The 26,075-nt window shown below is 54.3% G+C and carries 22 protein-coding genes; 8 read left to right on the top strand and 14 right to left on the bottom strand.

Annotation, left to right across the window (positions count from 1 at the left end):
• The 5 genes from ACG0Z5_RS01100 to ACG0Z5_RS01080 form a co-directional block, all read right to left on the bottom strand.
• On the bottom strand, positions 1-1,023 hold the full coding sequence (locus ACG0Z5_RS01100) for a DUF2955 domain-containing protein (protein WP_394444909.1): 1,023 nt from the start codon (positions 1,021-1,023) through the stop codon (positions 1-3).
• Between the two features lie 11 nt (positions 1,024-1,034).
• The gene (locus ACG0Z5_RS01095; RefSeq protein WP_394444908.1) at positions 1,035-2,129 is read right to left on the bottom strand and encodes an HlyD family secretion protein; all 1,095 of its coding nucleotides are present in this window, start codon (positions 2,127-2,129) and stop codon (positions 1,035-1,037) included.
• A complete protein-coding gene (locus ACG0Z5_RS01090) occupies positions 2,126-3,670 on the bottom strand; it encodes an efflux transporter outer membrane subunit (protein WP_394444907.1) in 1,545 nt (514 codons plus the stop codon). Before ACG0Z5_RS01090 ends, ACG0Z5_RS01095 begins: the two co-directional genes overlap by 4 nt.
• Positions 3,639-4,751, bottom strand: a complete 1,113-nt coding sequence (locus tag ACG0Z5_RS01085) for an AI-2E family transporter (protein WP_394444906.1) — start codon at positions 4,749-4,751, stop codon at positions 3,639-3,641. The genes ACG0Z5_RS01090 and ACG0Z5_RS01085 overlap by 32 nt, the downstream gene beginning before the upstream one ends.
• 970 nt (positions 4,752-5,721) lie before the next feature.
• Positions 5,722-7,248 (bottom strand): transglycosylase SLT domain-containing protein, encoded by a 1,527-nt coding sequence (locus ACG0Z5_RS01080; RefSeq protein WP_394444905.1) that lies wholly within the window; start codon positions 7,246-7,248, stop codon positions 5,722-5,724.
• A gap of 268 nt (positions 7,249-7,516) precedes the next feature.
• On the opposite strand from ACG0Z5_RS01080, the gene ACG0Z5_RS01075 reads away from it, so the two are divergent.
• Positions 7,517-7,882, top strand: a complete 366-nt coding sequence (locus ACG0Z5_RS01075; protein ID WP_394444904.1) for a phage holin family protein — start codon at positions 7,517-7,519, stop codon at positions 7,880-7,882.
• Positions 7,883-7,928: 46 nt separating this feature from the next.
• Here ACG0Z5_RS01075 and ACG0Z5_RS01070 read toward each other — a convergent pair whose 3' ends face one another.
• Positions 7,929-9,119: a PLP-dependent aminotransferase family protein gene (locus ACG0Z5_RS01070; RefSeq protein WP_394444903.1), complete on the bottom strand. Its 1,191-nt coding sequence runs from the start codon at positions 9,117-9,119 to the stop codon at positions 7,929-7,931.
• A gap of 299 nt (positions 9,120-9,418) precedes the next feature.
• On the opposite strand from ACG0Z5_RS01070, the gene ACG0Z5_RS01065 reads away from it, so the two are divergent.
• From ACG0Z5_RS01065 to tam, 3 genes are all read left to right on the top strand, one after another.
• Positions 9,419-10,060, top strand: coding sequence for a TetR/AcrR family transcriptional regulator (locus ACG0Z5_RS01065; RefSeq protein ID WP_394444902.1), 642 nt, complete (start codon positions 9,419-9,421; stop codon positions 10,058-10,060).
• A gap of 352 nt (positions 10,061-10,412) precedes the next feature.
• Positions 10,413-11,687: a Glu/Leu/Phe/Val family dehydrogenase gene (locus ACG0Z5_RS01060; RefSeq protein WP_394444901.1), complete on the top strand. Its 1,275-nt coding sequence runs from the start codon at positions 10,413-10,415 to the stop codon at positions 11,685-11,687.
• Positions 11,688-11,832: 145 nt separating this feature from the next.
• Entirely contained in the window at positions 11,833-12,594 is a 762-nt protein-coding gene (gene tam / locus ACG0Z5_RS01055; protein ID WP_394444900.1) for a trans-aconitate 2-methyltransferase, read from the top strand.
• A 212-nt stretch (positions 12,595-12,806) separates the two neighbouring features.
• On the opposite strand, the gene ACG0Z5_RS01050 is transcribed toward tam, so the two are convergent.
• On the bottom strand, positions 12,807-13,721 hold the full coding sequence (locus ACG0Z5_RS01050) for a bestrophin family protein (protein ID WP_394444899.1): 915 nt from the start codon (positions 13,719-13,721) through the stop codon (positions 12,807-12,809).
• Between the two features lie 166 nt (positions 13,722-13,887).
• Between ACG0Z5_RS01050 and ACG0Z5_RS01045 the strand changes: the two genes are divergently transcribed.
• The gene (locus ACG0Z5_RS01045; protein WP_394445062.1) at positions 13,888-15,012 is read left to right on the top strand and encodes a Fic family protein; all 1,125 of its coding nucleotides are present in this window, start codon (positions 13,888-13,890) and stop codon (positions 15,010-15,012) included.
• Positions 15,013-15,201: 189 nt separating this feature from the next.
• Here ACG0Z5_RS01045 and ACG0Z5_RS01040 read toward each other — a convergent pair whose 3' ends face one another.
• The 5 genes from ACG0Z5_RS01040 to sad all read right to left on the bottom strand — a co-directional run bounded on the left by ACG0Z5_RS01040 (position 15,202) and on the right by sad (position 21,441).
• Positions 15,202-16,653: a tagaturonate reductase gene (locus ACG0Z5_RS01040; RefSeq protein WP_394444898.1), complete on the bottom strand. Its 1,452-nt coding sequence runs from the start codon at positions 16,651-16,653 to the stop codon at positions 15,202-15,204.
• A 107-nt stretch (positions 16,654-16,760) separates the two neighbouring features.
• Positions 16,761-17,297 (bottom strand): GNAT family N-acetyltransferase, encoded by a 537-nt coding sequence (locus ACG0Z5_RS01035; protein ID WP_394444897.1) that lies wholly within the window; start codon positions 17,295-17,297, stop codon positions 16,761-16,763.
• A 95-nt stretch (positions 17,298-17,392) separates the two neighbouring features.
• Positions 17,393-18,832 (bottom strand): diguanylate cyclase domain-containing protein, encoded by a 1,440-nt coding sequence (locus tag ACG0Z5_RS01030; protein WP_394444896.1) that lies wholly within the window; start codon positions 18,830-18,832, stop codon positions 17,393-17,395.
• Between the two features lie 163 nt (positions 18,833-18,995).
• Complete coding sequence (gene glsB, locus ACG0Z5_RS01025) at positions 18,996-19,922, bottom strand: glutaminase B (protein ID WP_394444895.1); 927 nt, start codon at positions 19,920-19,922, stop codon at positions 18,996-18,998.
• Between the two features lie 130 nt (positions 19,923-20,052).
• Positions 20,053-21,441 (bottom strand): succinate-semialdehyde dehydrogenase, encoded by a 1,389-nt coding sequence (gene sad / locus ACG0Z5_RS01020; protein ID WP_394445061.1) that lies wholly within the window; start codon positions 21,439-21,441, stop codon positions 20,053-20,055.
• 102 nt (positions 21,442-21,543) lie between these two features.
• Here sad and ptrR point away from each other — a divergent pair, with 102 nt between their 5' ends.
• Positions 21,544-22,422: a putrescine utilization regulator PtrR gene (ptrR, locus tag ACG0Z5_RS01015; protein WP_394444894.1), complete on the top strand. Its 879-nt coding sequence runs from the start codon at positions 21,544-21,546 to the stop codon at positions 22,420-22,422.
• 18 nt (positions 22,423-22,440) lie between these two features.
• On the opposite strand, the gene ACG0Z5_RS01010 is transcribed toward ptrR, so the two are convergent.
• A complete protein-coding gene (locus ACG0Z5_RS01010; RefSeq protein WP_394444893.1) occupies positions 22,441-23,229 on the bottom strand; it encodes a PhzF family phenazine biosynthesis protein in 789 nt (262 codons plus the stop codon).
• Positions 23,229-24,029 carry a PhzF family phenazine biosynthesis protein gene (locus tag ACG0Z5_RS01005; protein ID WP_394444892.1) on the bottom strand — a complete coding sequence of 267 codons (801 nt, stop codon included), beginning with the start codon at positions 24,027-24,029 and terminating at the stop codon, positions 23,229-23,231. Before ACG0Z5_RS01005 ends, ACG0Z5_RS01010 begins: the two co-directional genes overlap by 1 nt.
• Before the next feature lie 293 nt (positions 24,030-24,322).
• Between ACG0Z5_RS01005 and ACG0Z5_RS01000 the strand changes: the two genes are divergently transcribed.
• Positions 24,323-24,772: a hypothetical protein gene (locus tag ACG0Z5_RS01000; protein ID WP_394444891.1), complete on the top strand. Its 450-nt coding sequence runs from the start codon at positions 24,323-24,325 to the stop codon at positions 24,770-24,772.
• Positions 24,773-24,854: 82 nt separating this feature from the next.
• A complete protein-coding gene (locus ACG0Z5_RS00995) occupies positions 24,855-26,051 on the top strand; it encodes a sugar transporter (RefSeq protein ID WP_394444890.1) in 1,197 nt (398 codons plus the stop codon).
• Positions 26,052-26,075 lie beyond the last annotated feature (24 nt).

The raw sequence follows: 26,075 nt of genomic DNA, 5'->3' as shown, positions 1-26,075 counted from the left end.
TTACTCTCCTGCAACCGCTTCTGCCGCGGGGCGTCCGCTCGGATGCCAGCGCTCTACAAACACAACACATGCCCAGCCATACAGGGCAACCATAATAAATAAAGAGCAGCGCATCGCCGACGCCAACCAGACGTCTTTCCCGGCGGCGCTATCCTGAATAGCCGGTCCCAGCAGGATCAGCCCCGTTACCCAGGCGTTGCTCCAAAATGAGGGCGTGAACCGGGTAGCGACCAGTCGCACCAGGCGACGCGCGACCCACAGGCTGACCAGCGCCAGCCACAGGACAAGCATCAGCAATGACGGCCAGAGGCTCAGCCCAAACCACAGCCCGACCGCCAGCACTGCGCCCATCAGCGTTGACAGCACCAGTTCCTGACCGACCTGTTTCGCCGCCAGGGTATTGGTCTGCTGTGCCAGCATCACGGTTTTCATTACTGCCGGGATATAAAACGCTGGATTGCTCAACGCCAGCAGCCACACCGGGAGCACAATCAGCACCGCTCGCAGGGCCAGTTGATGGGGCGATTCCGGCATCAAAGGCACTTTTGCAGCCCCCGCGGGTGGGGTCTGTGGAGGAAACAGCGCCAACGCCAGGCGGTTAACCACCGTGCCGATAATGATCCCGAGACCCATCATCTGGGCAATGCCGACGGCGAGGGATTGTTCAATCAACCCGGCAATGGGAATGATCGTTACCGCCACCGTCAGCAGCATCGCCTGGGTTCCCTTTCCCGCCAGCCCCATCAGCATCAACAGATACAGCAGTAGCGCCGTGAACAGCAGCGCTGCCAGCGGAAAATGCGTCAGCATTGGCACCATCAATACACCACCGGCCAGGGTGGTCATCAGCAGAAGGCCGACGACGATCCCTTTTTTGATTGGCAGCGGCTTGCCCTGGCACAGCACAATCCATGCCATGATGCAGCCCAGATGCGGCATCGGCAGCGCGAGGCTATAGCAGACCAGCGCCGCAACGGCGGTTCCGCAGCTGATCCTCAGGACGGCACGATCGCCGTTATGCATAGCACGCCACCTTAATAGAGATACGAGAACCCGCTCATCAGGCGAATATAGAGGCTGCCCAGGACGCTCATCAGGCCGCTGCCATTGGCGTAGACCAGCACATCCGCCTGCCCGCCGACCCGCAGGCTTTCAACCGGGGGGGCATCCTCTTTTGAGAATGTCACTTTGACCGGGAAGCGCTGCGCCTGACGCAGCCAATCACGATTGTTGTCGATGGTCGGCAAGCTCCCCGCAGGCGGGTTTGACGAGGCACTCACGCCATACCCGATACTGCTCACCTGCCCTTTAAAAATATGACCGGGCTGACTATCGAGCAGAATAGCGACGTCATCGCCCGGCTTAATATTGCCGATATTGTTTTCTGTCATATCGGCGCTAATCCAGACGTCGTTGATCGACACCAGCGTCATCACCGGCGCCCCGGCCCCGAGAAACTGACCGATATCAGTCTGCAAATCCGTCACCAGGCCGCGAGTGGTCGCGACGATCAGCGTGTTTTTGCGATCCAGTTCGGCTTTGTGTACCGCCGAACGCGCGCTCAGAAGCTGCGAGTTATTATCCCCGGCAACGCCGTTGGCCGCGGTGGCACGGCGCAGATCGGCGGCGGCGGCCGTCATCTGGCTGCGGGCGGTTTCCCGCGTGGCCTGCGCCACTTCAAGACGACGCACCGAAATCGTACCGGGATCTTCCCGATACAGCCGCTCCTGGCGGTCGGCGTCCTTGGCGGCATTCTGGTAAGCCGCAGTCGCGGCGTCTAAACCGGCTTTGGCTGCGGCAATAGTTTCATTGTTGGCGTTGACTGAACTGAGCACCGTGTCGTAGTCCGACCGCGCTTTGGCCAATGCAATGTCATACGGTTCAGGATCCAGTTCGAACAAGCGATCGCCGGGCTTAACCCGCTGGTTATCCTTGACATACACTTTCTGGATTTGCCCTGCCACTTCGGCAGAAATGGGGATCACAAACGCCTGGACTCGAGCCTGAGAGGTATAAGGCGTCAACCTGTCGGCAGCGAGATACCAACAGAGCAGCACCACTATTACGGCGAGAAGACTCAACACTCCGCGACGACTGGCTTGCCCCGCCGGGGATGAGGATTCGGTCATGGCTGGGTCCCTTCTTTATGATGGGTGGCGGCAGGTAATGGGGTATCAAGCAGAGGCTTCCAGTTATCCCGTTCGCGCAAATGCGCGTCAGTTTGTGGGTCAACCAACGGTCGTTCCCGTCCTTTTTCCCACCCGCCTCCGAGCGCTTTATACAGCGTTATCAGGTCGCGCATTTGGGCACCACGACTGTTGACCAGCCGCTCCTGCTGATTAAATAAGGCACGTTGTGAATCCAGCACCCGCTGGAAATCGGCCATCCCTTCGCGATACTGCGTATTGGCAATCGCCAGCGAACGATTCGCCGCGTCACCTGTTTGAGTCAGGAGCGCGATTTCGTCTTTGTCATTGGCATAGGCAACCGCCGCATCGTCCACTTCGCGCGCGGCCTGGAACACGGCATCCCGGTAGCGTTCATGCAGTTGCAAAAAACGCGCATCCTGAACCAGCACCTGATTACCCAGCCGCCCTTGATCCAGTAAATTCCAACTGAAGGTCGGGCCTGCTGCCCACGACAGGCTGCTACTCCCGCCATTTCGAGCGCTAATTCCCACGCTGCCAATCAGTGAAATCGAGGGATACAGTTCGCTTTCAGCGACGCCGATCAGCGCTGATTGCGCCGCCAGCTGCCGCTCGGCCATCCGTATATCAGGCCGACGGCGTAGCAAATCCGCAGGGACTTCAGACACCATCGCCAGCGTACCTTGCGGGATAACGCCGGTGTTGCTCGTCATCTCTGGCAGCGGGCCGGGTTTACGCGCCAGCAACACGCTAAGCGCGTTCTGACTTTGATTCAAGCTGGTTTCCAGCTGTGGAATGCTGGAGAGCGTCGACAGGTATTGCGTTTTCGCCTGCTGGACATCAAGCTCCGCGCTGTTGCCGCTGAGGAACAGTTTCTCGGTGATTTCGAGGCTACGTCGCTGAATTTTGGCGTTGCTGCGGGTGATTTGTAACCGCGCTTCCAGGGTGCGGATATTGACATAGAGCTGTGCCACCTGGGCGGCCATCAACACCTGAATATCGTCATACTGGGCAAGTGTCGCGAAGTAACTCGCATCGGCAGACTCCACGCCGCGTTGAAATTTGCCCCAAAAATCGAGCTCCCAACCGAGATTGAATCCTGCGCCATAGTTGGTGCTCGAAATATAGCGATTATTCCGCTGCTGGCCGCCGGTGATGACTTCCCCGCTGCCGATAGTGGCCTGCGGACCGAGTAAACTTTCAGCAATGCCCAATTGAGCACGTGATTCCAGAATGCGCAGTCCAGCAATCTTCACATCCGGGTTTTTACGCAGCGCTTCATTGATAAGCATGGTCAGCGTCGGATCGTTGAGTTGGGTCCACCACTGGTCATAATTTTGCAGCGTCGGGGTAGAGGCACTGCTTTTGGTCGTCGGCTGCCACTGATTCATCTCCGGGACCTGCGGCGTTTTGTAGTCCGGTCCAAGTGTTGTGCAGGCCGTCAGCACCAGGCAGGCGCCCCCTGTTATCAGGAAGCGCCCAAAGTGGTCGTCATTGAGCATTTTCGCTTGCCGCCAGGCCATCTGGGCCTTGGTCAACCCAGGCCATAAAGATGCGATAACCGATGGAGAGCAACGTCGCCCCGACGAACATCCCGAGGATACCGCTGGCCGCCATGCCGCCGAGCGCGCCGATCAGGACCACTGGCATAGGCGCATCGACCCCGCGTCCTAACAGCAGCGGCTTAAGCACGTTATCGACCATACCGGCCACAACCAGCAACACGGTGAACACGATATTCATGACCAAACCGTGGTCGCCCGTCATCCACATGATGACGATAGCTGGAGCCGTGACAAGCAGGACCGGTATCTGCGCGATACCGAGGATCAGCGCCAGGACAAAGAAGATGCCGACTGCCGGAATGCCCGCAATCGCCATCACAACCCCCGCCAACAATGCCTGAATAAAGGCCACCCCGATAACCCCCATCGCCACCGCACGAATGGTGCTGGTACACAGTTTGGTCAAATTCACGCCCCGGCGTTCATCGGTAATACGCACCGCGATGCGTTCGGCACTGCGAGCACCCGGCCCGCCCCAGGCCATTACGATCCCGGCCACGATAAAGGAAAATACGAAGCCAATTAACCCGCCGCCCATACTGGCCATCACCGCAACCACGGTTTTGGTGATCGCCCCGAGCTGCGGGCGATAACTTTGAATCAGGCCGGGTAAATCGACCGAGGCCTGATGCCAGACCGCGTACAGTTTTTTACCGACTAATGGAATAGAGGCAATGCCTTCCGGCGGTGCCGGGATCACCAGATTATGATGACTGACATTAACGATCAGGCCACTGACGCTATCACCCAGCGATGTCAGCATCGCCACGGTCGGTGCCACAATGAGCAGAATGCCCAACAACACCAGAACCGTCGCCGCTAACCCCTGTTTGCCCCCCATACGGGCCACAAAACGTTGATGCAGCGGATACAGCGTGACCGCCAAAATTACTGCCCACAGCAGCATATTTAAGAAAGGCGAAATGATGGTAAAGCAAAAAGAGCCTAGTCCGAGAATAAGACAGAGCTTGATGAACATATCCAGAAATCTGGCAACCAGTCTTTTCTCTACGACGGTGGATAGTTCGTTATTTTCCATGATGAGGTTATTCCAATTGATAGTGTCTACGTCGCTATCTGGACCTGTGCGAATAACACAGGCCAGCTAATAACAGGCATGACATAAAGTGAAGTTAAGCATTGTTTCAATAACAAGAATGAAACCTGTTGAGACTGAGAAGATTCCACTATGTCTATGATAGAACAAGCCAACACCCTTGCAAAGATAGCTCAGGGACCCTGGATAGTATTTACCATTAGACCTAAAAATACTTATAAAACAACTTGATACAACAAATATTTGATTGTAGCCCAGAATTTAAATCCGCTGGCAGCGTAATTTTTCAGAATATAATATCGCTAATTCCCATTCCTTTTACGAAAATACATGTGTAAGCAGTTGTAATATAACCACCTGGCAGGTTTGCTGTATAAATAAAGGGTTATTGCAACACGATATTTATTTTAAAATAAACATAAAGTCATTGGCGTAATAACATTTCAAATGGCATGTGAATGGAGTAATCAAGAGAAGTGATCTTTACTCAGTTATATGAACAGAATGACACAAAAAATAACTAGCCTATAAATAGTAACTATAGTTATTTATAGGCTGTAAACATTAAAACAACCCATTGCTTTCATGGAATAATATAATTATTTGCAACTTTGTTACAAATGATCATTAAAGCATCATATCAACTCTGCCTTAAGATGCGCCCGGCTGAGCATTCACGAAGCCTTTACGTGTTGTTAATTATTAGGTGAACAAATGAAGACCGTTTTACTACAGGACCGTACACAATTTGAATCCTGGATTTTAGAGGCGTTTTCGTCGATGGATCTGCTAACGGAAGACGACATCCATTCACTCTTAATAGAAAGCGCTCCGGCAGAATACCCCTGCCTCGGCTGGATAAAATATACAGATGACATCTATAGCACCCGTGTGGCAGCGTATATCTATCGATCCCAGATTGATTCCTGGGCCAAGGACTTAAATTCTCTGGCTATGGCTTAACCGATTCTGGTTGGGGTTGCGTTTGTGGTCCTGCCAATTTAACGGCTTTTTGTTTTCGTTCGATCTCATCCATTACCAGTCGATAGGCGATGTAGTATTTATAAATGTTGCTCACGTAGGTCACCGTCTCGGCGCCGATTTTTTCGGCGGCCAGGTTTTCTACGTTGCCAAACCATACGTTAGGATCGAAGCCGCGCTTTTTAGTTTCCGCTCTAAGGCGCGCAATCCTTGCGGGCCCGGTATTATAGGAGGCAAATGAAAAGAGTGCCTTATCCAGCGGGGTCATGGGCTCATCGCCATAATACTGGTCAATCATCCAGCGCATGTATTTCACCCCGGCATTAATGTTCGGTTCCAGCTGACGAATATCACCCACGTTGAGCTCTTTGCCTGTTTTCGGCATCACCTGCATCACCCCAATCGCCCCGACCGGACTTCTTACCGACTGATTCAGGCGTGACTCCTGATAGCCCTGCGCCACCATCAACAGCCAGTCGACGTTGTAGCGCTTGCCATATTTTCTGAACACTTCCACCATCGATAAAAATTTTCTCCGCCCTTGCACGGAGGTGGCATCTTTAACGTATTTGGCACTCTTCAGATAACGTACTAACAGCGTATTCCCGAGGGTGCTGCCGAGTTTATTCTGCTTCACAAAGCCATTCAGCAAGGCGAGGAGTTGCGGACTGTCTTTGCGCACCGCCCAGGCGATATCGGCGTGATCTCGCAGCACAATGTCTTCATGAACCTGAATTTTAGGAAACACCTGCTTCCAGAAGAGTGCCTTGTGCCTGTCAACAACGATCATCGGGACCAGCCCGGCGTTAAGCATTTCAATCAGATCTTCATCCTCCAGCGCTTCAGGTGCCGGTTCCAGGGTCACCGGTAGCCGTGACTCTTTTGCAAATCGCGCATTTAATGCCACCAGACTTTCGTAATAGCTCGAGGAATAGCGGACAAAGACCGTTTTGCCGGAGAGTTGCTCCAGGTTTTCAACTTTCGGTGAGAAAGGTCCGGTGAGTAACAGCTCCTTCGCGTTAGGGTAAAGCGAATCACTGAAGGCCACGCGTTTTTGACGCGCCGGGGTAATGGTCAGGTTGGCCGCGATGATATCGCCCTTTCCCTCGTTCAGGGCAGTAAAGAGTTGTCCTCGCGTGACAGGCACGAACAGGACTCGCACCCGAAGATGCCGGTGCGTGAGCTTTTCCTGCTTCATGAGTTTCTTGTTCAGGTCGCGCTCAAACTCCATAAACAGATCATGCGTCAGCCCGCGCTGTGTCCCTTTATCGATGAAGAAGAACGTTTTGCTGTAGGTTGTTAATACGCGGATCACCCGTCGGTCATACATGCCCGGCAAATCCCCGACCCAGGGTTGCTGGATATCCTCCAGATTAACCGCCAGCGCATCCGCTGGTGGTGCTTTGGTCGGCGCGGCGTAGGCTGCGCATAGCAAAAGAGAGACGATTGGCCCAATAATGAGCGTGTTGATGAGGCGTTGCGACAAAGAGGCATTCATGGAGCAATACTCCGCCAGATGCATCTGTATAGGTTAGTCAATCCGTACGGACTTACACCTCATTATTCCAAAACCCCATAAAACCAACAGCAAGACTGTTTATTGCGGCCATAACATCACAGTCAATCATCTTCCGTCATTTCCCTCTTATTTCCTCAATTTTAGATAAATTGAGTTGTGTTGTTTTTTGATTGTACTGAACACGCATTGGAGGCGTATTTTTATCCGTATCGTTAATTGTTCATCGCCTACTTCTGAGGGTTAAATTATGGTTGGTGCATCACAATTCAGAGATGTCATTTTTCTGGATAAAGAAATATTAGCTGCCGTTATTGGAATATCAGCCTGGGGCGGTCTGGTTCGCTACATAGTGCTGAGAAATAAGGCAATAAGTCTTAAGGACATTCCTGGTGTTATCTGTCAAATGATCGTTTCCTGTTTCACCGGTATGCTTTTAAGTATTTTTGTCCTCTCCCGAAATGCGCAGGACGACAAGCTATTATTAATGGCTGGATTAGGCGGCCTGTTCGCAGGGCCATTAATTACCTTACTGGGTAAAAAACTGGCGAAACATATCGAGAAAGAAGCTGGGCCTAATTTGCTAAACTCAGAGGATAAAAATAACGAGACTTAATATTCAGGCCCAGTAGCATCGCGCCACCGGGCCAACGTGACAGAAGTTATAGCGCCGACTTCAGACGCTTAACCGCTTCATACAGTTGATCTTCCGTGGCGGTCGCATAGGAGAAACGCAGCGTTTTCTTATCGGCGCGATCGCTAAAGAAGAATTCGCCCGGCACGTAAACCACGCCTTTTTCCAGGGTGTTCTTCAGCCACTGCGTGGTGTCGAAATCGTAGCGGAACTGCGCCCACAGGAACATGCCACCCTGCGGTTGATTGAAGGTAATGTGATCGTCGAGTTCCTCTTTCAGGAAACGCGACAGCGCCTGGCATTTCTGCTTATAGGCTTCTCGAATCAACGCAATTTGCGGATCGAGGCGATCCATCGTCAGGTACGCCGACACCAACGATTGGGTGAAAGAGTTAGCGTGCAAATCGGTCGCCTGTTTGACGATGGCCACTTTCTGCTGCATCCATTCCGGCAAAATAATCCAGCCCACGCGCAGACCCGGTGCCAGAATTTTAGAGAACGTCGAGGTATACACCACGCTGTGATGGTCGCCTAACTCTGCGGCAGTCTGGAACAGCGTTTTCTGACGCTCTTCGGTGAAGCTGATTGCGCCATACGGGTCATCTTCGATGATCACGAAATCATGCTTAATCGCCAGTTTCACCAGCTTCTCACGGCGCTCGGCGCTGAGCGTGGTGCCACTCGGGTTACCGAACGTCGGCACAATATAAACCGCTTTGATACGGGTGGTATTGAGCAGCGTTTCCAGCTCATCGACCTTCATCCCGTCGGCATCGCTGCCCACTGATTTCACTGTTGCTTCGGTGAGGCTGAGAATTTGCAGGGTCGCGAGGTAGGTTGGACGTTCGACCACGAACACGTCACCCGGATTCGCCAAGGAACGAATCAACAGATCCAGCGCCTGTTGCGAACCGGAAGTGATCAGCAGTCGATCGGCGGAGGTGGTTATCCCCCGCGCCTGGCACAAGCCGACCAGCTGCTGGCGTAAATCCACATTACCTTCGGTTAAGCCGTACTGGAATGCGTCGCCGAAGCTCTCTTCAACCACTCGCTGTGTGGCGGCGGCGAGACCTTCTTTATCAAATAATTCCGCGGAAGGAATGCCCCCGGCCAGGGAGATGACGCCGGGCATTTTGCTGTGTTTTAACAGTTCACGGATGGCGGAGGGTTGCAGTTGTTGGATGCGGTCTGCGAGGTGATTGCTCTTGCTCTTGCTCATATTTATTTCTCTGTTTTTTATTCAATTGAAATATACATAGCCAACAAATGAATAAGCAATGCCTTTTTTGCCCGATAACGCGTTGATAAAAACGCGCATGTGCCCCTCGCAAGCGCAGCACCACCGGGCAAGTTGACAAGCGTTCAGCTTTCGCCCAGATTAAACACGTACTCAGTATACTTTAATGCTCAGTACATACTCCCATTTCTCAGAGAGTCCTATGAATAATTCACAGATTGTTATCTTCACAACAATCTGTCTCGATCACCGAATCGACCGATGTCGCGTAAAAAGGAGAAATGATGTCAGACATACTCGACCGTCGTTCCAGAAAACGGCTGGAAACGCGCCGTGCTATTTTGAGGGCAGCCTCCGACCTGTTTGCCGAAAAAGGGTTCGATAACGTGACAATCGATGAAATTGCATCGGCTGCCGACGTAGGAAGAATGACGGTGTTCAACCATTATCCGCGCAAAGAGGATATGTTTTTCGCCACAGACGATGAAATTCGTGACACGCTGGCAGAGGCGCTGCGCCAAAGAAAAGAGGCCGATTCACCGATAGAATCCCTGCGTCTGCTGGCGCATCGGCTGGTTGCTGAGCAGCGCCCTTTCCTGCAGTTCTCCGAAAACAGCCAGGGCTTTATTGCGATGATTAACGCCAGTGAGACCCTGAAAGCCCGGGCTCGGGCCATTCGTGATGAAGTGGCCAACGGCATTGCCGCTGAACTGGCGCTCGGCGCAGGACTTACCGAACCCGATGCTGACGCCGGGCTGGCCGCCGCGTTGCTCGTCGCCACCTGGAGCGCGGCGCTCACCCAGGCGCATAAGGAATATCAGCTCACGCGTGACCCTGCGCGCGCCGCCGCCACGTTTTTGGAACTTGTCGATAGAGGTGCTGTAGGGCAAAAAGCGGCGTTAGGTGGCACGCTTTACGCCTGAGTCAGGCTGTCGTAAATATTGAACATCACCCAAGACGGTGAGAAACAAAGTCAACACAGTTCATTATCATAATATTTACTTTTAGAGGCGCATCATACTTCTGAGAAATAGTTGTTTTCGATGATTATGCACTTAAAATGAATGGATTCAGGCTTAAAAAGGCGCTCTTGCGCCTTTTTTTAATGGATAATTATTCAATCCTGCTGTTAAAAATTCCTTCCACTACCTCTCATTTTCGCGTTTCGCCTGATGCTAAATTTTAAAATAGTGTTAAATTTATACTCACATAGTCGATATCACTATGGTCCACGGCTAATTAAGAACATATTACCTACAATACTTAAGGTTCATCATGGATAAGTTATCTTACGCTTCAGATAGCAACACATCTGCCTGGAACACCTACCTGCAACAAATCGAGCGCGTCGCGCCCCATCTTGGCGAACTGTCCCGTTGGGTCGATACCCTTCGCCATCCAAAACGCGCCCTGATTGTTGATATTCCAGTACAGATGGACGATGGCACCATTCGTCATTTCGAAGGATACCGCGTGCAGCACAACCTCTCCCGCGGCCCGGGCAAAGGCGGTGTTCGCTACCACCCGGATGTGGATCTGAACGAAGTAATGGCGTTGTCTGCCTGGATGACCATTAAATGTGCGGCGCTGAATCTGCCGTACGGCGGCGCGAAAGGCGGCATCCGTGTCGATCCCTTTGCGCTGTCAGAAGGCGAACTTGAGCGTCTGACCCGTCGCTATACCAGCGAAATCGGCATTATTATTGGGCCACAAAAAGACATTCCAGCGCCGGACGTCGGCACCAACGGTAAAGTGATGGCATGGATGATGGATACCTACTCCATGAATCACGGCACCACCATTACCGGGGTTGTCACTGGCAAACCTATCCACCTCGGCGGCTCGCTTGGACGTGAAAAAGCGACCGGTCGCGGGGTATGGATCAGCGGTCGTGAAGTTGCGCGTCGGGCCAATATCGCCGTCGAAGGTGCGCGTGTGGCAGTGCAAGGTTTCGGTAACGTCGGTAGCGAAGCCGCCCGTCTGTTCTCCGCGTCCGGTGCGCGCGTGGTGGCGATTCAGGATCATACCGCCACGCTGTTCAACGCCATGGGTATCGACATGAATGCCCTCACCGCCTGGCAGATTGAGCACAAGCAGATCGCCGGCTTCCCGGGGGCTGAAACCATCGCCAGCGATGCGTTCTGGGATGTTGACATGGACATCCTGATCCCGGCGGCGCTGGAAGGTCAGATAACTCGTCACCGTGCCGAAGTGCTGAAATGTAAATTGATCCTCGAAGGCGCAAACGGTCCGACTTATCCGGATGCCGATGACGTATTGGCCAGCCGTGGCATTATTGTAGTGCCAGACGTAGTGTGTAACGCCGGTGGCGTAACCGTCAGCTACTTCGAATGGGTTCAGGACATGGCAAGTTTCTTCTGGAGCGAAGAAGAAATTAACGCCCGTATGGACAAAATCATGACCGACGCGATGGTTCACGTCTGGGAAAAAGCAGAAGAAAAATCCTGCTCCCTGCGTACTGCGGCGTACATCGTCGCCTGTGAACGCATCCTGCTGGCGCGTAAAGATCGTGGGATCTATCCAGGCTAAACCCTGACAACGGCGGGCTGCATCGCAGCTCGTCGTTTCTTCAGCGTTAAACACCCCGTTTCACAAAACTGTCTCCCGCTTTCCTGTCGAATCCTACTCCCTGCGCTATGCTGTATGCCGTTGAAACCGCGCTAAGGAACCAAAGATGGCTGACTGGAACCCTTCCCTCTATTTGCAGTTCGCATCAGAACGCACACGCCCTGCCGCCGAGCTGCTGGCGCGCATTGCCAAACCCTCCGCAAGTGACATCGCTGATTTGGGCTGTGGCCCCGGTAACAGTACCGAACTGCTGCGCGCCGCCTGGCCGAATGCGGCGATTGTCGGCGTGGATAATTCCCCCGCGATGTTGGATAAAGCGCAAAAATCGCTGCCGGACTGTCAGTTTGTGAATGCTGATATCGGTCAGTGGCAGCCGGAACAGCCGCTGGACGTGCTGTATGCCAATGCTTCCCTGCAATGGGTGCCCGATCACCCGACGCTGTTCCCGTATCTGGCTTCGCTATTGGCGAAAGATGGCGTATTAGCGGTACAGATGCCGGATAACTGGGAGGAACCCTCTCATGCGTCAATGCGCCAGGTCGCGAATGAGCTTGGCCATCCACCGCGGGGCAGAACGCCGCTGGCGGGCGTGCAGAACTATTATGATTGGCTGAGCCACAGTGGCTGTGAGGTGGATATCTGGCGGACGACCTATTTTCATCCGATGGAATCGCATCAGGCTATCGTTGACTGGCTGAGCGCCACCGGGCTGCGCCCTTATTTGCAGGCGTTGGATAGCGTCAGCCAGCAGGCATTTTTACAGCGTTATCTGCAGCTGCTGGAAGCGCACTATCCTCGCCAGCAAAATGGGCAGATCCTGCTGGCGTTCCCGCGTTTGTTCATCATTGCGCGTCGCATTACCAGCTAAAATCGCGCACTAGAGATAAGTCCCACGCCGTCGCAAACAGGGATAAAAACAGAATGATGTTTACGGCGGTTTCTATTTTCTTTTCCATGATTTTGTTTTCCACGAAGATCCCCCTGATGGCCTGTTGACCATTATCCAGGGAAAATCTTAATGATTTCTTATCGGCCAGTGCTACAGATTCTTCCGATTAAGCACCAAATCGTGAAATTGCCTTAGGTGAGTTGATAGCATTTGTCAGGCAGAATCTTTGCCGGAACGTTCGTTTCATCGTTCATTTGCAGCAGTTCAATTTCGATGGCGGTACTGATAGCGTCCAGCGGCAGATCGTTATTTTCCACTCCAAACGGTTCTTCAAGTTCCTCGGCCAGCACATCGAGCGAGATGAAGGTGTAGGAAATCAGCACCGAGATAAACGGCGTCATGTAATGCAGGTCACCCACCAACGCGAAGGGCAACATGATACAGAACAGGTACACCGTGCGGTGCAGGATCAGCGAATACGCAAACGGCACCGGGGTGCCTGCAATACGCTCACACCCCGCCAGCACGACCGACATATCGTTGAGCCGATTATTCAGGCTGTGGAACAGAATGTCCGATAAAGCGCCCTGCTGGCGTTGAGCTGCCAGCCAGTTTCCCATCAACAACAGAATACGGTTGGCGGGAGACTGGACGGCCAGCACCTGGGACAGTTGTTCCTGAGTCAGATATTTCGCCAGCGTTGGTTCCTGCGGCACGTGCCGGAGCTGCATGCGCAGCGAGTGCACAAAGGCAATTTGCAAGCGTACGAACGAGGCAATATCGCTGTCCGGTGGCAGCGTATTCTTCACTTCACGCAGCAGCGAACGGGAGGCAATCATCAACTGGCCCCAGAGCTGACGCGCTTCAACATAGCGCGAGTAGCAGGCATTATTGCGAAAGCCGAGGAAAATCGCGATCGCCACACCGAGGATGCTGAATGGCGCAACCGTCAGCTTCACACCCAGTGAGGAATACCACGGCAGCATCGCTATCACGGTGATGGAGAGCAGGAAGTTGAGCAGCAGTCGGGAGAAAATCTTTGGTAACACCGAACCGTGCCAGACAAAAATGCGGGACAGCCAGTGTTCGTGGGGTCTTACAATCATGGGTCATTATCATTTAAAGAAAGGCTGCGTTATTTAACGTGATCCAAATCACTCTTTCAAGTTTATTGCGACATCTCGCTACATTTTAATAACAACGCCAATTTTACTTTGCTGCACATTCGGCTCATAATGTGAGCCAATTGACGCGCTATTCGGCTCAGAGGTGATCATGACGCAATGGATCTGGCAACACTCGGACTGGCCTGTTTTTTATTGGCAGGATGAGACCGTTTTGCCTTTGCTGCGCCAGCTCCAGCGAAAATCCGGGGTTTTGATTGGCCGCAGTGAAATGCAGGATGAAGATCGTCAGACGCTGGATGCCCTGCTCTCTAATATCCTCGCCTCGTCGGCCATTGAGGATGAACGCCTGAATGCACAGTCGGTTCGCTCCTCCCTCGCCCGTCGGCTGGGGGTTGACGACGACACGCCGTTCCCGGTGTCCGAACGCTCCGAAGGCGTGGCTTCGATCATGCTGGACGCTATCGATAACCGCCATGAGCCACTGTCGCTGGCACGTTTACACCAATGGCATTGCTGGCTTTTCCCACAGGATCCGTGGGCCATACACCCAATTAACGCCGGTAAATTACGCGGTGGCGAACCAATGCAGGTGGTGTCTGGCCGCTTAGATAAACCGGTGGTACATTTCGAAGCGCCTCCGCGGGAAGGACTCGACGCCCGCCTGGGCGCGTTTATCGCCTGGTTTAATCAAAGCCACGACGATCCGCTGGCCGATCCTATCCTGCGCGCTGCGGTGGCGCATTTATGGTTCGTCACCCTACACCCTTATGACGACGGCAACGGGCGTTTAACCCGGGCACTGACCGATTTGGCCCTCGCCCAGGCGGATAATCAGAGCATCCGTTTATACGCCATGTCGGTGTCGATTCTTGAGCGGCGAAATCAGTATTATCAGATAATTGAGCAAACGCAAAAAGGTGGCTTAGACATCACCGAATGGCTGGTGTGGTTTTTACAAACGCTCGATGCAACGCTGGAGAGCGCGCTGGCCAGAATCGACAGTACGCTGGCGAAAAGTCGTTTTTGGAAACATAACGATGCGGTCCGGCATACGCTCAGCGCGGAACAGCTGAAGGTTCTTAATCGTCTGCTCGACGGCGGCGAGTCTGGATTTAGCGACGGGATCAGCGCCAGCCAGTATCAAAAAGTGGCGAAAGTGAGTAAAGCCACCGCCACGCGTCATCTCGCCTACCTGCTTGAGCAGGGGTTACTCGAAAAGCTGCCCGGTGGCGGACGTAACACCCGCTATCAAATTGCCCAACCGACATGAGCCGAAAACGGCACTTTATTCGGCTCTAATTGTGAGCCGAATAAATGCAGAAATTGGCTCACCTGCCAGAGAATTGACTATCAAGCTATAACCGCAGAGGAGTTTAAGAAGGGGTATTTAATAAAGCCCATATGTATGTTGTAACTAATTGCGCATATTATAAACCCGGCACGGTGGCCGGGTCAGATTTTAGCAAAGCGGTTTGACCGCTTCACGCATGCCTTTGGTCAGAATGCTGTCGAGGTCCCGCGTCACCTGTTCAACCAGGCCGTGAACGTCGGTCAAATCCTGCTCCCAGTGATCTTTCACCGACAGCACGGATTCAACCAGCGACGTGGTACTGATTTGCTTGTCGCGATGTAACGCCCACAGCTGCTGGAAGCGATCCATCCAGTGCGCATCGTCCTGTACAGGATAGCTTTCACCGTTACGTTCCGCACGGTAGAACGCAATCAGCGCCGCCAGTGCAAAGGTCAGTCGAGCCGGTAATTTACCGGTTGCCGCCTGCCCCGCCAACAGCTGCGGCAGAATACGGGTGCGGAATTTAGTCATGCCGTTCAACGCAATCGACAACAGCTGATGCTTAATGTACGGATTGCGGAAACGACCGGTAACCGCACTGGCGAAAGATTCCAGCTCATCGCGCGGCAAATCGAGCACCGGGATGATTTCCTGGTAAATCGCTTTTTCGACAAAGGCGCAAACTTCCGCATCGTTCATCGCCTCACCCACGGTATCCAGCCCGGCCTGATACGCCACCGGCACCAGCGCGGTGTGCGCCCCATTGAGGATCGCCACTTTGCGTTCTTTATACGGTTTGATGTCATCGACAATCAGCACGTTGAGGGAGAGTTTATCGAGGCGTAACTCACTGGCCAGCGTTTTCGGCCCCTGGATAACGAACAGATAGAAATGTTCGGCAGTGTCGAGGAAGCCGTCTTTATAACCGAGTTCAGCTTCAAGCGAGGCAGCTTCATCACGCGGATAGCCGGTCACGATACGGTCAACCAGGGTGGAACAGAAGGCATTGGCGGTATTCAGCCAGGTGATGAACGCTGCGGGCAGCGCCCATTCATGGGCATAGCGCAGCACCAGTTCACGCAGCGCATCACCGTTGTAATCAATCAGTTCGCACGGAATGATGACCCAGCCTTTGTCCGCCGCACCGTTGAAATGGTTGTAACGTTCGAACAGCAAACGGGTCAGTTTGGCAGGATAGCTGACGGCGGGTGCGTCTTCGAATTTATCGCCCGCGTGATAGCTGATCCCTGCTTCAGTGGTGTTAGAGAAGACGAAGCGCATCGCCGGGTTGTGCGCCAGTTTCAGGAATTCCTGATAATCGGCATAGGCACTGATTTCACGGTTAACCGATCGAATCAGACGCGCGTCACTTACCGCCTCGCCCTGCTCGTTCAGACCCCGAATAATGGTGGTGTACAGGCCGTCCTGAGCGCTGAGCGACGGCGGAAAATCGCTGTCAATCGGGCGCACGATAACCACCCCGGCATTGAGGTCGGTGTGTTGGTTCAGGAGATCAATTTGCCAGTCGACAAAAGCGCGGAGGAAATTACCTTCACCGAACTGAATGATGCGTTCAGGGTACTGAGCGCCAGGAAAATCGCGGCGGTTTAATGTTTTCACAATGGTTTCCCTTATTGATTGGTCATACAGCCTGCGTTATTGGTCCAATAACTTATCAGACTTTAGAACCAGGAAACCCTGTTTTGATCAAACCGCTGGCAGCTTTTTTAAGGGTTTTCCAGGAATTTATAAAATACGGAGGTGGCGGTCATCTTGCCGTCTGGCATCAACGCGTAGCGTGGGATCTCACCCACCTTTTGCCAGCCACACCGCTGATAGAAGCTCTCCGCGCCGCTACCCGTCGCCGTGTCGAGCACCAGAACCGATTTACCCTGGCGCACCGCTTCCTGTTCCAGCGCCGTCATTAGCTGGCCCGCAATGCCCTGACGTCGGCCACGAGAGTGGACTAACAACTCTGCGACGTCCGCCCGATGCGGTTGGTTTTCTGGCAGATCGGTGATCAGTTGCACGGTGCCGACCAGACTGCCATCCGCCTGCTCCACGGCCAGAACCACGCGTTCACGGGCTGCCACACTTTGGGCAACCTTTTGCCAGAAAGCGGTGGCAGTATCCAGGTGAAGGGGTTGCATAAAGCTGACGGACGCGCCGCCGTGAACGCAGTCGACCAGAATCTCGGTCAATGCCGGCAGCCGTTGCAAAATATCATGGTGAGAGAGGGAGATAACCCGGGTCGACGACGTCATGTGAGGCTCCTTTAGAAGACCTCATCACTATCTACTTAACATGTTGATAACACAACTAGCCGACCATAGGGTTTACTTATCAGCGCCTCGCGCGCTTAGGCGGAAGCTTCTTGATGGTGGATATCCGTTTCTGCCACTGATTTGGCGCAGGTCTTGTTACGCCCGGCCTTTTTGGCGCGATACAGATACTCATCGGCTTCCACCAGCAATTCGTTGAAAGCGTCGATGGTGGCTCGGTTACCCAGCGTGCCACTTCCGATGCCAATACTGACCGTGGTCCGCAAAGGCTGTTGTCGCCAATGGAAAACCGTTGATTCCACGCGGCGGCGGATGTTTTCTGCCAGCTGATAGCCGTCCAGCGGATCGCGCGTTTTCGCCGCCACCACGAACTCTTCTCCGCCCATACGCGCCACCAGCCCCTGCTCGCCCACCACTTCACGAACCTGGCGTGCGAAAGCCGTCAGCACATAATCCCCACATTCGTGCCCGTAGTTGTCGTTCACGCTTTTGAAAAAATCGATATCGAGCAACATCACCGTCATATGCTGATTGGCATTCACCGGCTGTTTTTTCAGGGCTTCATACAAACCCGAACGCGAATAAACCCGGGTGAGAAAATCAAAGTCGGCACGCAGCGACACCTGACGCATCAGATTGTTAATCGCCGCCACGCTGGTCGACACGATCACCGGACTAATAGCCAGGGTGGCTATCCCCAGGCGAGTGGAAAACAGCTGTGCGGTTTGCAGCGGGCCGCTGACCGCAAGATTAATAACCGAATTGGCAACCAGAATGATTTCGGCGGCACCGGTAATGAGCGTCAGCGCACAGGTCACCGGCAGCGGATAACGGATTGCACACCAGATAAGTGCCGACAGCGGAAACGCCAGGCTGCCAGCCCCGCCCACGGCAATCGCCGCCAGCACAGAGAGCACCAGGGACAAGAGCGGCAGCAACTGTTTCCAGTGGATACGGGTAATTTCATGCGGTAACGTCAGGGTCATCACACAGGGTAAAATCAGTACCCCGGTGGAGAATTGCTCGCTGAACCAGTCGGCCAGCGACGGCATAAACGACTGTCGGTCGATCCCCTCCGATCCTATCGCCCCCAGCAACGCACAAAATACCGCAGCAATCAGGCAATAATAGAACAGACGCAGCGCGTTAATCGGGCCGGGCTCACTTCCCGCCTGTTGTTTATCACGCATCACCAGCTGCGCCACGATCACGATAAACACCATATTCGACGCATTGATTATCAATGAGGCCATTCCCCATTGAGTGGTAACCACGTCAAAAAGCAGCATCGCGCCATAGCAAATCGCATAATAGTGCAGCCGGTTAAGCCATACGTAACGGGCGAATATCCCCGCCATAACCGCATTCAGCGGCCAGAACAGCGACAGCTCCTGCACCAGGCGCAGCATCGCTCCCACCGCATAAAACAGCGTGGTAATAGCAAACAGGAAAAGGGCATTACGCAGGATGTGCGCTTCACTAAATACGGTTAGCCGGGGAACAGAAATCGAACGCATTAATATCTTTCCATATAATCGCTATTGGCGATTATTTCGGGAATAACGAGGTGACTCATCGGGAATGCTCACTACTATTGATCACAATACGCGCATTAACAATTATCCCGGATAGTTATTTATTGCCCGGTGACCAGATACGTTACCGATGCGTATCGCCCGATCAGTAGACCGAATGGCCCATGCGCTGGGTGAGTTTTTCCAACACCGCCGCACCCGCCAGCGAGTTACCGGCTGCATCAAGCTCCGGACTCCAGACGGCAATCGCCATCTCCTGCGGTACGATCGCCACGATCCCCCCGCCCACGCCCGATTTTGCTGGCAGCCCGACGCGCCAGGCAAACTCCCCGGAATTTTGATACATCCCGCTGGTCGCCATCAACGCATTGACCTGCCGCGCCTGTAACGGCGTGATAATGGGTTGCTCTCGCTGCGGGAAGTGCCCCTGATTGGCAAGGAACAGGAACGTTTGCGCCAGCTCGCTACAGTTCATCTTCAGGGCGCAATAGTGGAAGTAATTCTGTAAAACGGTGGTCACGTCATTATCGAAATTGCCGAACGATTTCATTAGCCAGGCAATGGCGGCATTACGCGCCGAATGGTCGAACTCCGAACGCGCTACCACCGCATCGTAGGCGATATCGTCCACACCCGACAGCTTGCGCACAATTTCCAGCATCCGCTGACGCGGTGCACTAAGACGACTTTGCAGCATGTCACACACCACCAGCGCCCCGGCATTAATAAACGGGTTGCGCGGAATGCCTTGCTCAATTTCGAGCTGTAGCAGCGAGTTAAACGGCTGGCCGGACGGATCTTTTCCCACCCGCTGCCAGATCTCATCTTCCGCATAGTGGTTCATTGCCACCACCAGACTCAGCACTTTCGAAATTGACTGGATAGAGAAGCGTTCCTGCGCATCCCCGGCGCTGAAATGCTGCCCATCGACGGTGCTGATGGCAATCCCCAGCTTTGTGCCGTCGACGCAGGCCAGCGCCGGAATATAGTCCGCCACCTTGCCTTGCCCAATCAGCGGTTTCACTTCTGCCAGGACTGATTCCAGCATGCTGTTGTTGATGACCGTTGCCACTCTTGCTCCTTGCCCGCAGGCCAATTTCGGCCTGCGAGTATATCAGCGTCAGGTAGGCAGACGAAAGCGCATTACCGTTGCGCGTTCGTAGGTCGTAGGCACGGCAAGCACAAGCGCCGCCGGGCATAAACTACTGACGATCTTTCCATACGGTCTGCACGTTACAGAACTCATGCAGGCCGAAGTGCGACAGCTCGCGACCGAAGCCGCTTTTCTTTACCCCGCCAAAGGCGACGCGGGCATCAGAGGCGCTGTAGCCGTTGATAAATACGCCACCACATTCCAGCTCATCGGCAAAGCGCTGCGCCTGTTTTTCATCAGCGGTATACACCGTGGCAGAAAGCCCGAAATCACTGTCGTTTGCCAGCGCCAGCGCATGGGAGGCGTCACGAGCAACGGTAATCGCCGCCACCGGGCCGAACATCTCCTGACGAAACGCGGTCATGTTTGGCGTGACGTTCCCCAGCACCGTTGCAGGATAGTAGTTCCCTTTCCCGGCGATCTTCTCCCCGCCGAGCAGCAGCGTGGCTCCCTCTTCCAGCGTGGCGGTCACCTGGTCATGCAGTTCATCACGCAGATCGTACCGCGCCATGGGTCCAATATAGTTTTGTTCGTCCTGCGGATTGCCCATTTTCAGTTTGGCGGCCGCCGCAACGAACTTCTCGGTGAACACATCGGCAATGCCCGCTTCAACGATAAAGCGTTTCGCCGCCGCACAGACCTGGCCGGTATTCTGATAACGGCCAATCACCGCCGCGTTGACCGCTTCATCTATATCGGCATCGTTCAACACGATAAACGGGTCAGAACCCCCCAGTTCGAGCACGCATTTTTTCAGCGCTGCTCCGGCCTGCGCCCCAATCGCTTTCCCGGCACGCATGCTGCCGGTCAGGGTCACGGCGGCGATACGCGAGTCGTTAATCATCTGCGAAACGCCCTCGTTGGTCGCATTCACCCAGCCGAACACGCCCGCAGGAATGCCCGCTTCACTAAAGATATCGCCAATCAGCTTCGCGCTCCCCATGACGTTCGGGGCATGTTTCAGCAGGTAGCTGTTACCCGCCAACAGGATCGGCACCGCACCGCGCATCACTTGCCATAGTGGAAAGTTCCACGGCATCACCGCCATAATCGGGCCCAGCGGACGGTATTCAATCACCGCTTTATTATTCTCAACCTGGGTGGCTTGCGTCGACAGCATCGCCGGGCCCTGCTCGGCGTACCAGTCACACAGATTGGCAGATTTGGTCACTTCGCCGCGGGCCTGAACAATCGGCTTGCCGATTTCGCGGCTGATCATCTGCGCCATCTCTTCCGCGTGTAGACGCAAAACGTTACCCACGTTACGCAGCGCAGCTGCACGATCGGCGACGGACGTGCGTTTCCACTCACGAAAACCGCTGTCTGCCAGAGCGACCGCCTGATTAACATCATCTTGAGTGGCCCATGCCAGGGTCGACAGCGTTTCACCGGTGGCGGGGTTAAGGGAAATGGCGTGAGTTGCAGGTGATGTCATGATTTATTCTCTCTGTTTACTGAGGCTGTTGCCTAATAGTGGCCCACTCTGCTATTTATGGAAAATGAATAATATTAACCACTCCATTCACGATATGAGAACGCTATGGACTTAACCCAGCTTGAGATGTTCAACGCCGTCGCCCTGACCGGAAGTATTACCCAGGCCGCGCAAATGGTGCATCGCGTGCCCTCGAATCTGACGACCCGTATCCGCCAGCTGGAAGCGGATTTGGGGGTGGAACTGTTCATCCGTGAAAACCAGCGCCTGCGTTTATCCCCCGCCGGACACAGTTTTCTGCGCTACAGTCAGCAGATCCTGGCCCTGGTCGATGAGGCGAGAATGGTGGTCGCAGGCGATGAACCTCAGGGCCTGTTTTCGTTAGGCTCGCTGGAGAGTACCGCCGCGGTGCGCATTCCGCCGACATTGGCGCTGTACAACCAGCGTTATCCCAAGATTCAGTTCGATCTGGCAACCGGCCCGTCAGGCACCATGATTGACGGGGTGACCGAAGGCCGGTTAAGCGCGGCATTTGTCGACGGGCCGGTGATGCACCCCAGTCTTGAAGGGGTGCCGGTATATCAGGAAGAAATGATGATCGTCACCCCAAAAGGCCATGCCCCGGTGACGCGAGCAAGTGAAGTTAGCGGCACCAGTATTTACGCGTTTCGCGCCAATTGTTCGTACCGCCGTCATTTTGAAAGCTGGTTTCACGCCGATCGCGCCACGCCGGGGCGCATTCACGAAATGGAGTCTTACCACGGAATGCTGGCCTGCGTGATTGCCGGTGCGGGTCTGGCGATGATCCCCCGCAGCATGCTGGAAAGTATGCCCGGACATCACCAGGTCGACGCCTGGGCGCTGGCGGAAAAGTGGCGCTGGCTGACGACCTGGCTGGTGTGGCGACGCGGCGGGATGACCCGTCAGCTCGAAGCCTTTATTAGCCTGCTGAATGAGCAGCCCCAGGCCGCGCCTACGGTTTAATACGCCGGGATGCAGGCCTTAGCGCAACAAAATCTTTCCCTGCATCCAGGTCAGCGCCGTACCGCTCATCAGCACGCGATTACCCTGCAGTTCACAACGCACATCGCCACCACGGGCAGAAACCTGACGCGCCAGCATCTGCGTTTTAGCGAGTTTTTCACTCCAGTACGGAATAAGCATCGTGTGCGCCGAGCCGGTGACCGGATCTTCCCATACCGCTTCACCCGGCGAGAAAAAGCGGCTGACAAAATCGTAATCATCGCTGCCTTTGGCGGTGATCGTGACCTTGTGCTCAACCGGTATCATGGCATCGATATTTGGGGTTATCGTCTCAACCTGCGCCCGACTTTCCAGCTCAATCAGCCACGCCCGCCCTTTGCGCGCATGAACATATTGCGTAATGCCCAGCGCGGCCAACATCTCCGCGGGTGGGGTCTGCTCGACCGTTGGCCCGGCGGGGAAATCGAGCGTCAGCCAGTCGCCTTCCCGGCTGACCGTCAGCCTGCCGGACAGCGTATCAAAATGAATGCGGGCATCCGGGTAATCGAGATGATTGAAAATGACATGTGCGGTTGCGAGCGTGGCGTGCCCGCACAGGTTGACCTCATTACGCGTAGTAAACCAACGCAGCTCGAAGCCGCCTTTGGCTGGAATAAAGAATGCGGTCTCCGATTGATTATGCTGCTGCGCCATTTGCAGCAGCTGTTCATCGGGCAGCCACTGCTCAAGGGCGCACACTGCCGCCGGATTCCCGGCAAAGTTACGATCGCTGAATGCGTCTATCAGCCAGACAGGAACCGTTTTCATCACAACGCTCCTTCGCGCAGATAAATGCTGCCGATGAGATACGTCGTGGCCTGGCCGCCGATCAGCACCCTGTCACCCTGCCATTCACAGCGTAATTCGCCCCCACGAGCGGAGACCTGTCGCGCCGCCATCTGCTGTTTGCCGAGTTTTTCGCCCCAGTAAGGAATAAGCATACTGTGGGCCGAACCGGTTACCGGATCTTCCGCCACCGACTCGCCCGGACAAAAGAAACGGCTGACGAAATCATGCGTGTCGCCAGGGGCTGTGACGCAAACCATCTTCCCGAGCGGCAACATGGCGTGGATATCCGGCGTGAGGGCTTCCAGCTGCTGCTGATTTTCCAGCACCACTAAATAATCCCGCGCCACACGCACTTCTTGCACAACATCCCCACCGAGCGCGCTGAGCAACAATTCAGGCGGATCTACCGGCTCGGTGCTCCAGGCCGGGAAATTCAACGTTAACCAGTCGCCGCTGCGGGTCACCGTCAAGTCGCCGACAAAACGGGTCGAGAAACGAATCTCGGTATGCGGATAATCCAGTAGCTCGAAAATGACGTGGGCGCTGGCGAGCGTGGCGTGCCCGCAAAGATTGATTTCACCTTGGGTGGTGAACCAGCGCAGCTCAAAGCCGCTGTCGGTGCGTACAAAGAACGCCGTTTCCGACTGATTATGCTCCTGCGCCATTTTCAACAGGGTGTCGTCTGGCAGCCATTCGATAAGCGGACACACCGCTGCCGCGTTACCGCCGAACGTCCGATCGCTGAACGCGTCGACCATATAAAACGGGATTTCCTGCATAGTCTGTATCCTTTGTTTTTATAACGACTTAGTAACATTAATACCGTCTTTGGCAGCGAATTACGAGCCTCCTTCCAGTTTGGGGCGCGGGTTTTTTCTTTCATCGGACATCAGGGTAAAGTTGTACGTAAAGAGATAAACATAAATGTTGTATTTTTAATCATAGATGATATTTTCACTGAGGGAAGCGTTCCGTTTTTCCCGATCACGGCGCAAAAGAGATGCCAGAGCCGCTTCGTCGGGCCATCCTTAAAGACCTGGATTTAGACTAACACCGCAGGAGATATCAGATTATGTATACTTACCCTGTCTCATTGACCCACGACCCGGACACCAATAGCTGGATTGCTTCCTGTCGTGATCTGCCGTTAATGCACTCCGTAGGCAACAGCATCGAACATGCCCTGTCCGAAGGGGTTTACGGGCTGGTGACAGCGATTGCGATTGAAGTGGATGAACGTCGCCCTATCCCTACCGGGAGCGCCCCGGTCAATGATGAATACCCGGTGAGTGTGCCGTTACTGGTGGCCATGAAAGCCGCATTGCATAACGCGATGATTGAAACCGGCACCCGCAAGGCAGAACTCGCCAGAAAACTGGAACAAAAACCCCCGCAAATTGACCGCCTGCTCGACGTGGAGCACTCCTCACGTGTTGAAACCGTAGAACTGGCCTTGCGCAAACTGGACCGTAGCGTAACCCTGACGGTTACCGCGTCATCACCTTCTGTTATGAGATCTTAGTCACAAAACGATTGTGTTTTGTACAGCGAAAGCTTTAAGATCGCGGTTCTTCTCTTTCCTGTAACGCATCCAGAATACTGATATGACAACAAATACGGTCTCACGCAAGGTCGCGTGGCTGCGAGTGGTCACGCTGGCCATTGCCGCTTTTATTTTTAATACAACGGAATTTGTACCGGTGGGACTGCTGTCTGATATCGCCCACAGTTTCTCGATGCAGACGGCACAGGTCGGCATCATGTTGACTATTTACGCGTGGGTGGTGGCGTTGATGTCGCTGCCGTTTATGCTGCTCACAAGCCAAATGGAACGCCGTAAACTGCTGATTGGCCTGTTCGTGTTGTTCATCGCCAGCCACGTGCTCTCTTTCCTCGCATGGAATTTTAACGTGCTGCTGATTAGTCGGATCGGCATCGCATTTGCCCATGCGGTGTTCTGGTCAATCACCGCTTCGCTTGCCATCCGTCTTGCTCCCGCCGGGAAACGAGCGCAGGCCCTGAGTCTGATTGCCACCGGTACCGCATTGGCGATGGTGCTCGGTTTGCCTATCGGCCGCGTCGTCGGCCAATATTTTGGCTGGCGTACTACCTTCTTTATTATCGGCCTCGGCGCGCTTGTCACGCTGATCGCCTTGATTAAGCTCCTGCCTAAAATTCCGAGCGAACATTCCGGCTCGCTGAAAAGCCTGCCGCTGCTGTTTCGCCGTCCGGCGCTGATGAGTCTGTATCTACTGACGGTAGTCGTGGTGACCGCCCATTACACCGCCTACAGCTATATCGAACCCTTTGTGATTAACGTCGCCGGGTTCGATGCCAATTTTGCAACGCTGCTGCTGTTAGCGTTGGGCGGCGCGGGGATCATCGGGTCGGTGATTTTCGGCAAGCTCGGCAACCACCACGCCTCTACGCTGGTCAGTGCGGCTATCGCGCTGCTGACGCTGTGTCTGGGGCTGTTGACGCTGGCGGCGCAAAACGAAACGTCGCTCGCTATTCTGAGCATTATCTGGGGCATCGCTATCATGATTATCGGCCTCGGTATGCAGGTTAAAGTGCTGGCGATTGCCCCGGATGCGACCGATGTCGCGATGGCGCTGTTTTCCGGGATCTTTAATCTCGGCATTGGTGCCGGGGCGCTGGTGGGCAATCAGGTCAGCCTGCATTTCTCGATGGCGAATATCGGCTACGTCGGGGCGGTTCCGGCGCTGGCGGCCCTGGTGTGGTCGGTGATTATTTTCCGCCGCTGGCCGGTGAAGCTGGAAGATCCGGTTCAGCAACCCTAACCCATACCATCATCTAACCGACAG

Source organism: Scandinavium sp. M-37 (genome assembly GCF_043558715.1).
Lineage (GTDB): Bacteria > Pseudomonadota > Gammaproteobacteria > Enterobacterales > Enterobacteriaceae > Scandinavium > Scandinavium vulneris_A.
The sequence above is the reverse complement of the archived record's forward strand: the minus strand, read 5'-3'. Positions and strand labels throughout refer to the sequence as shown.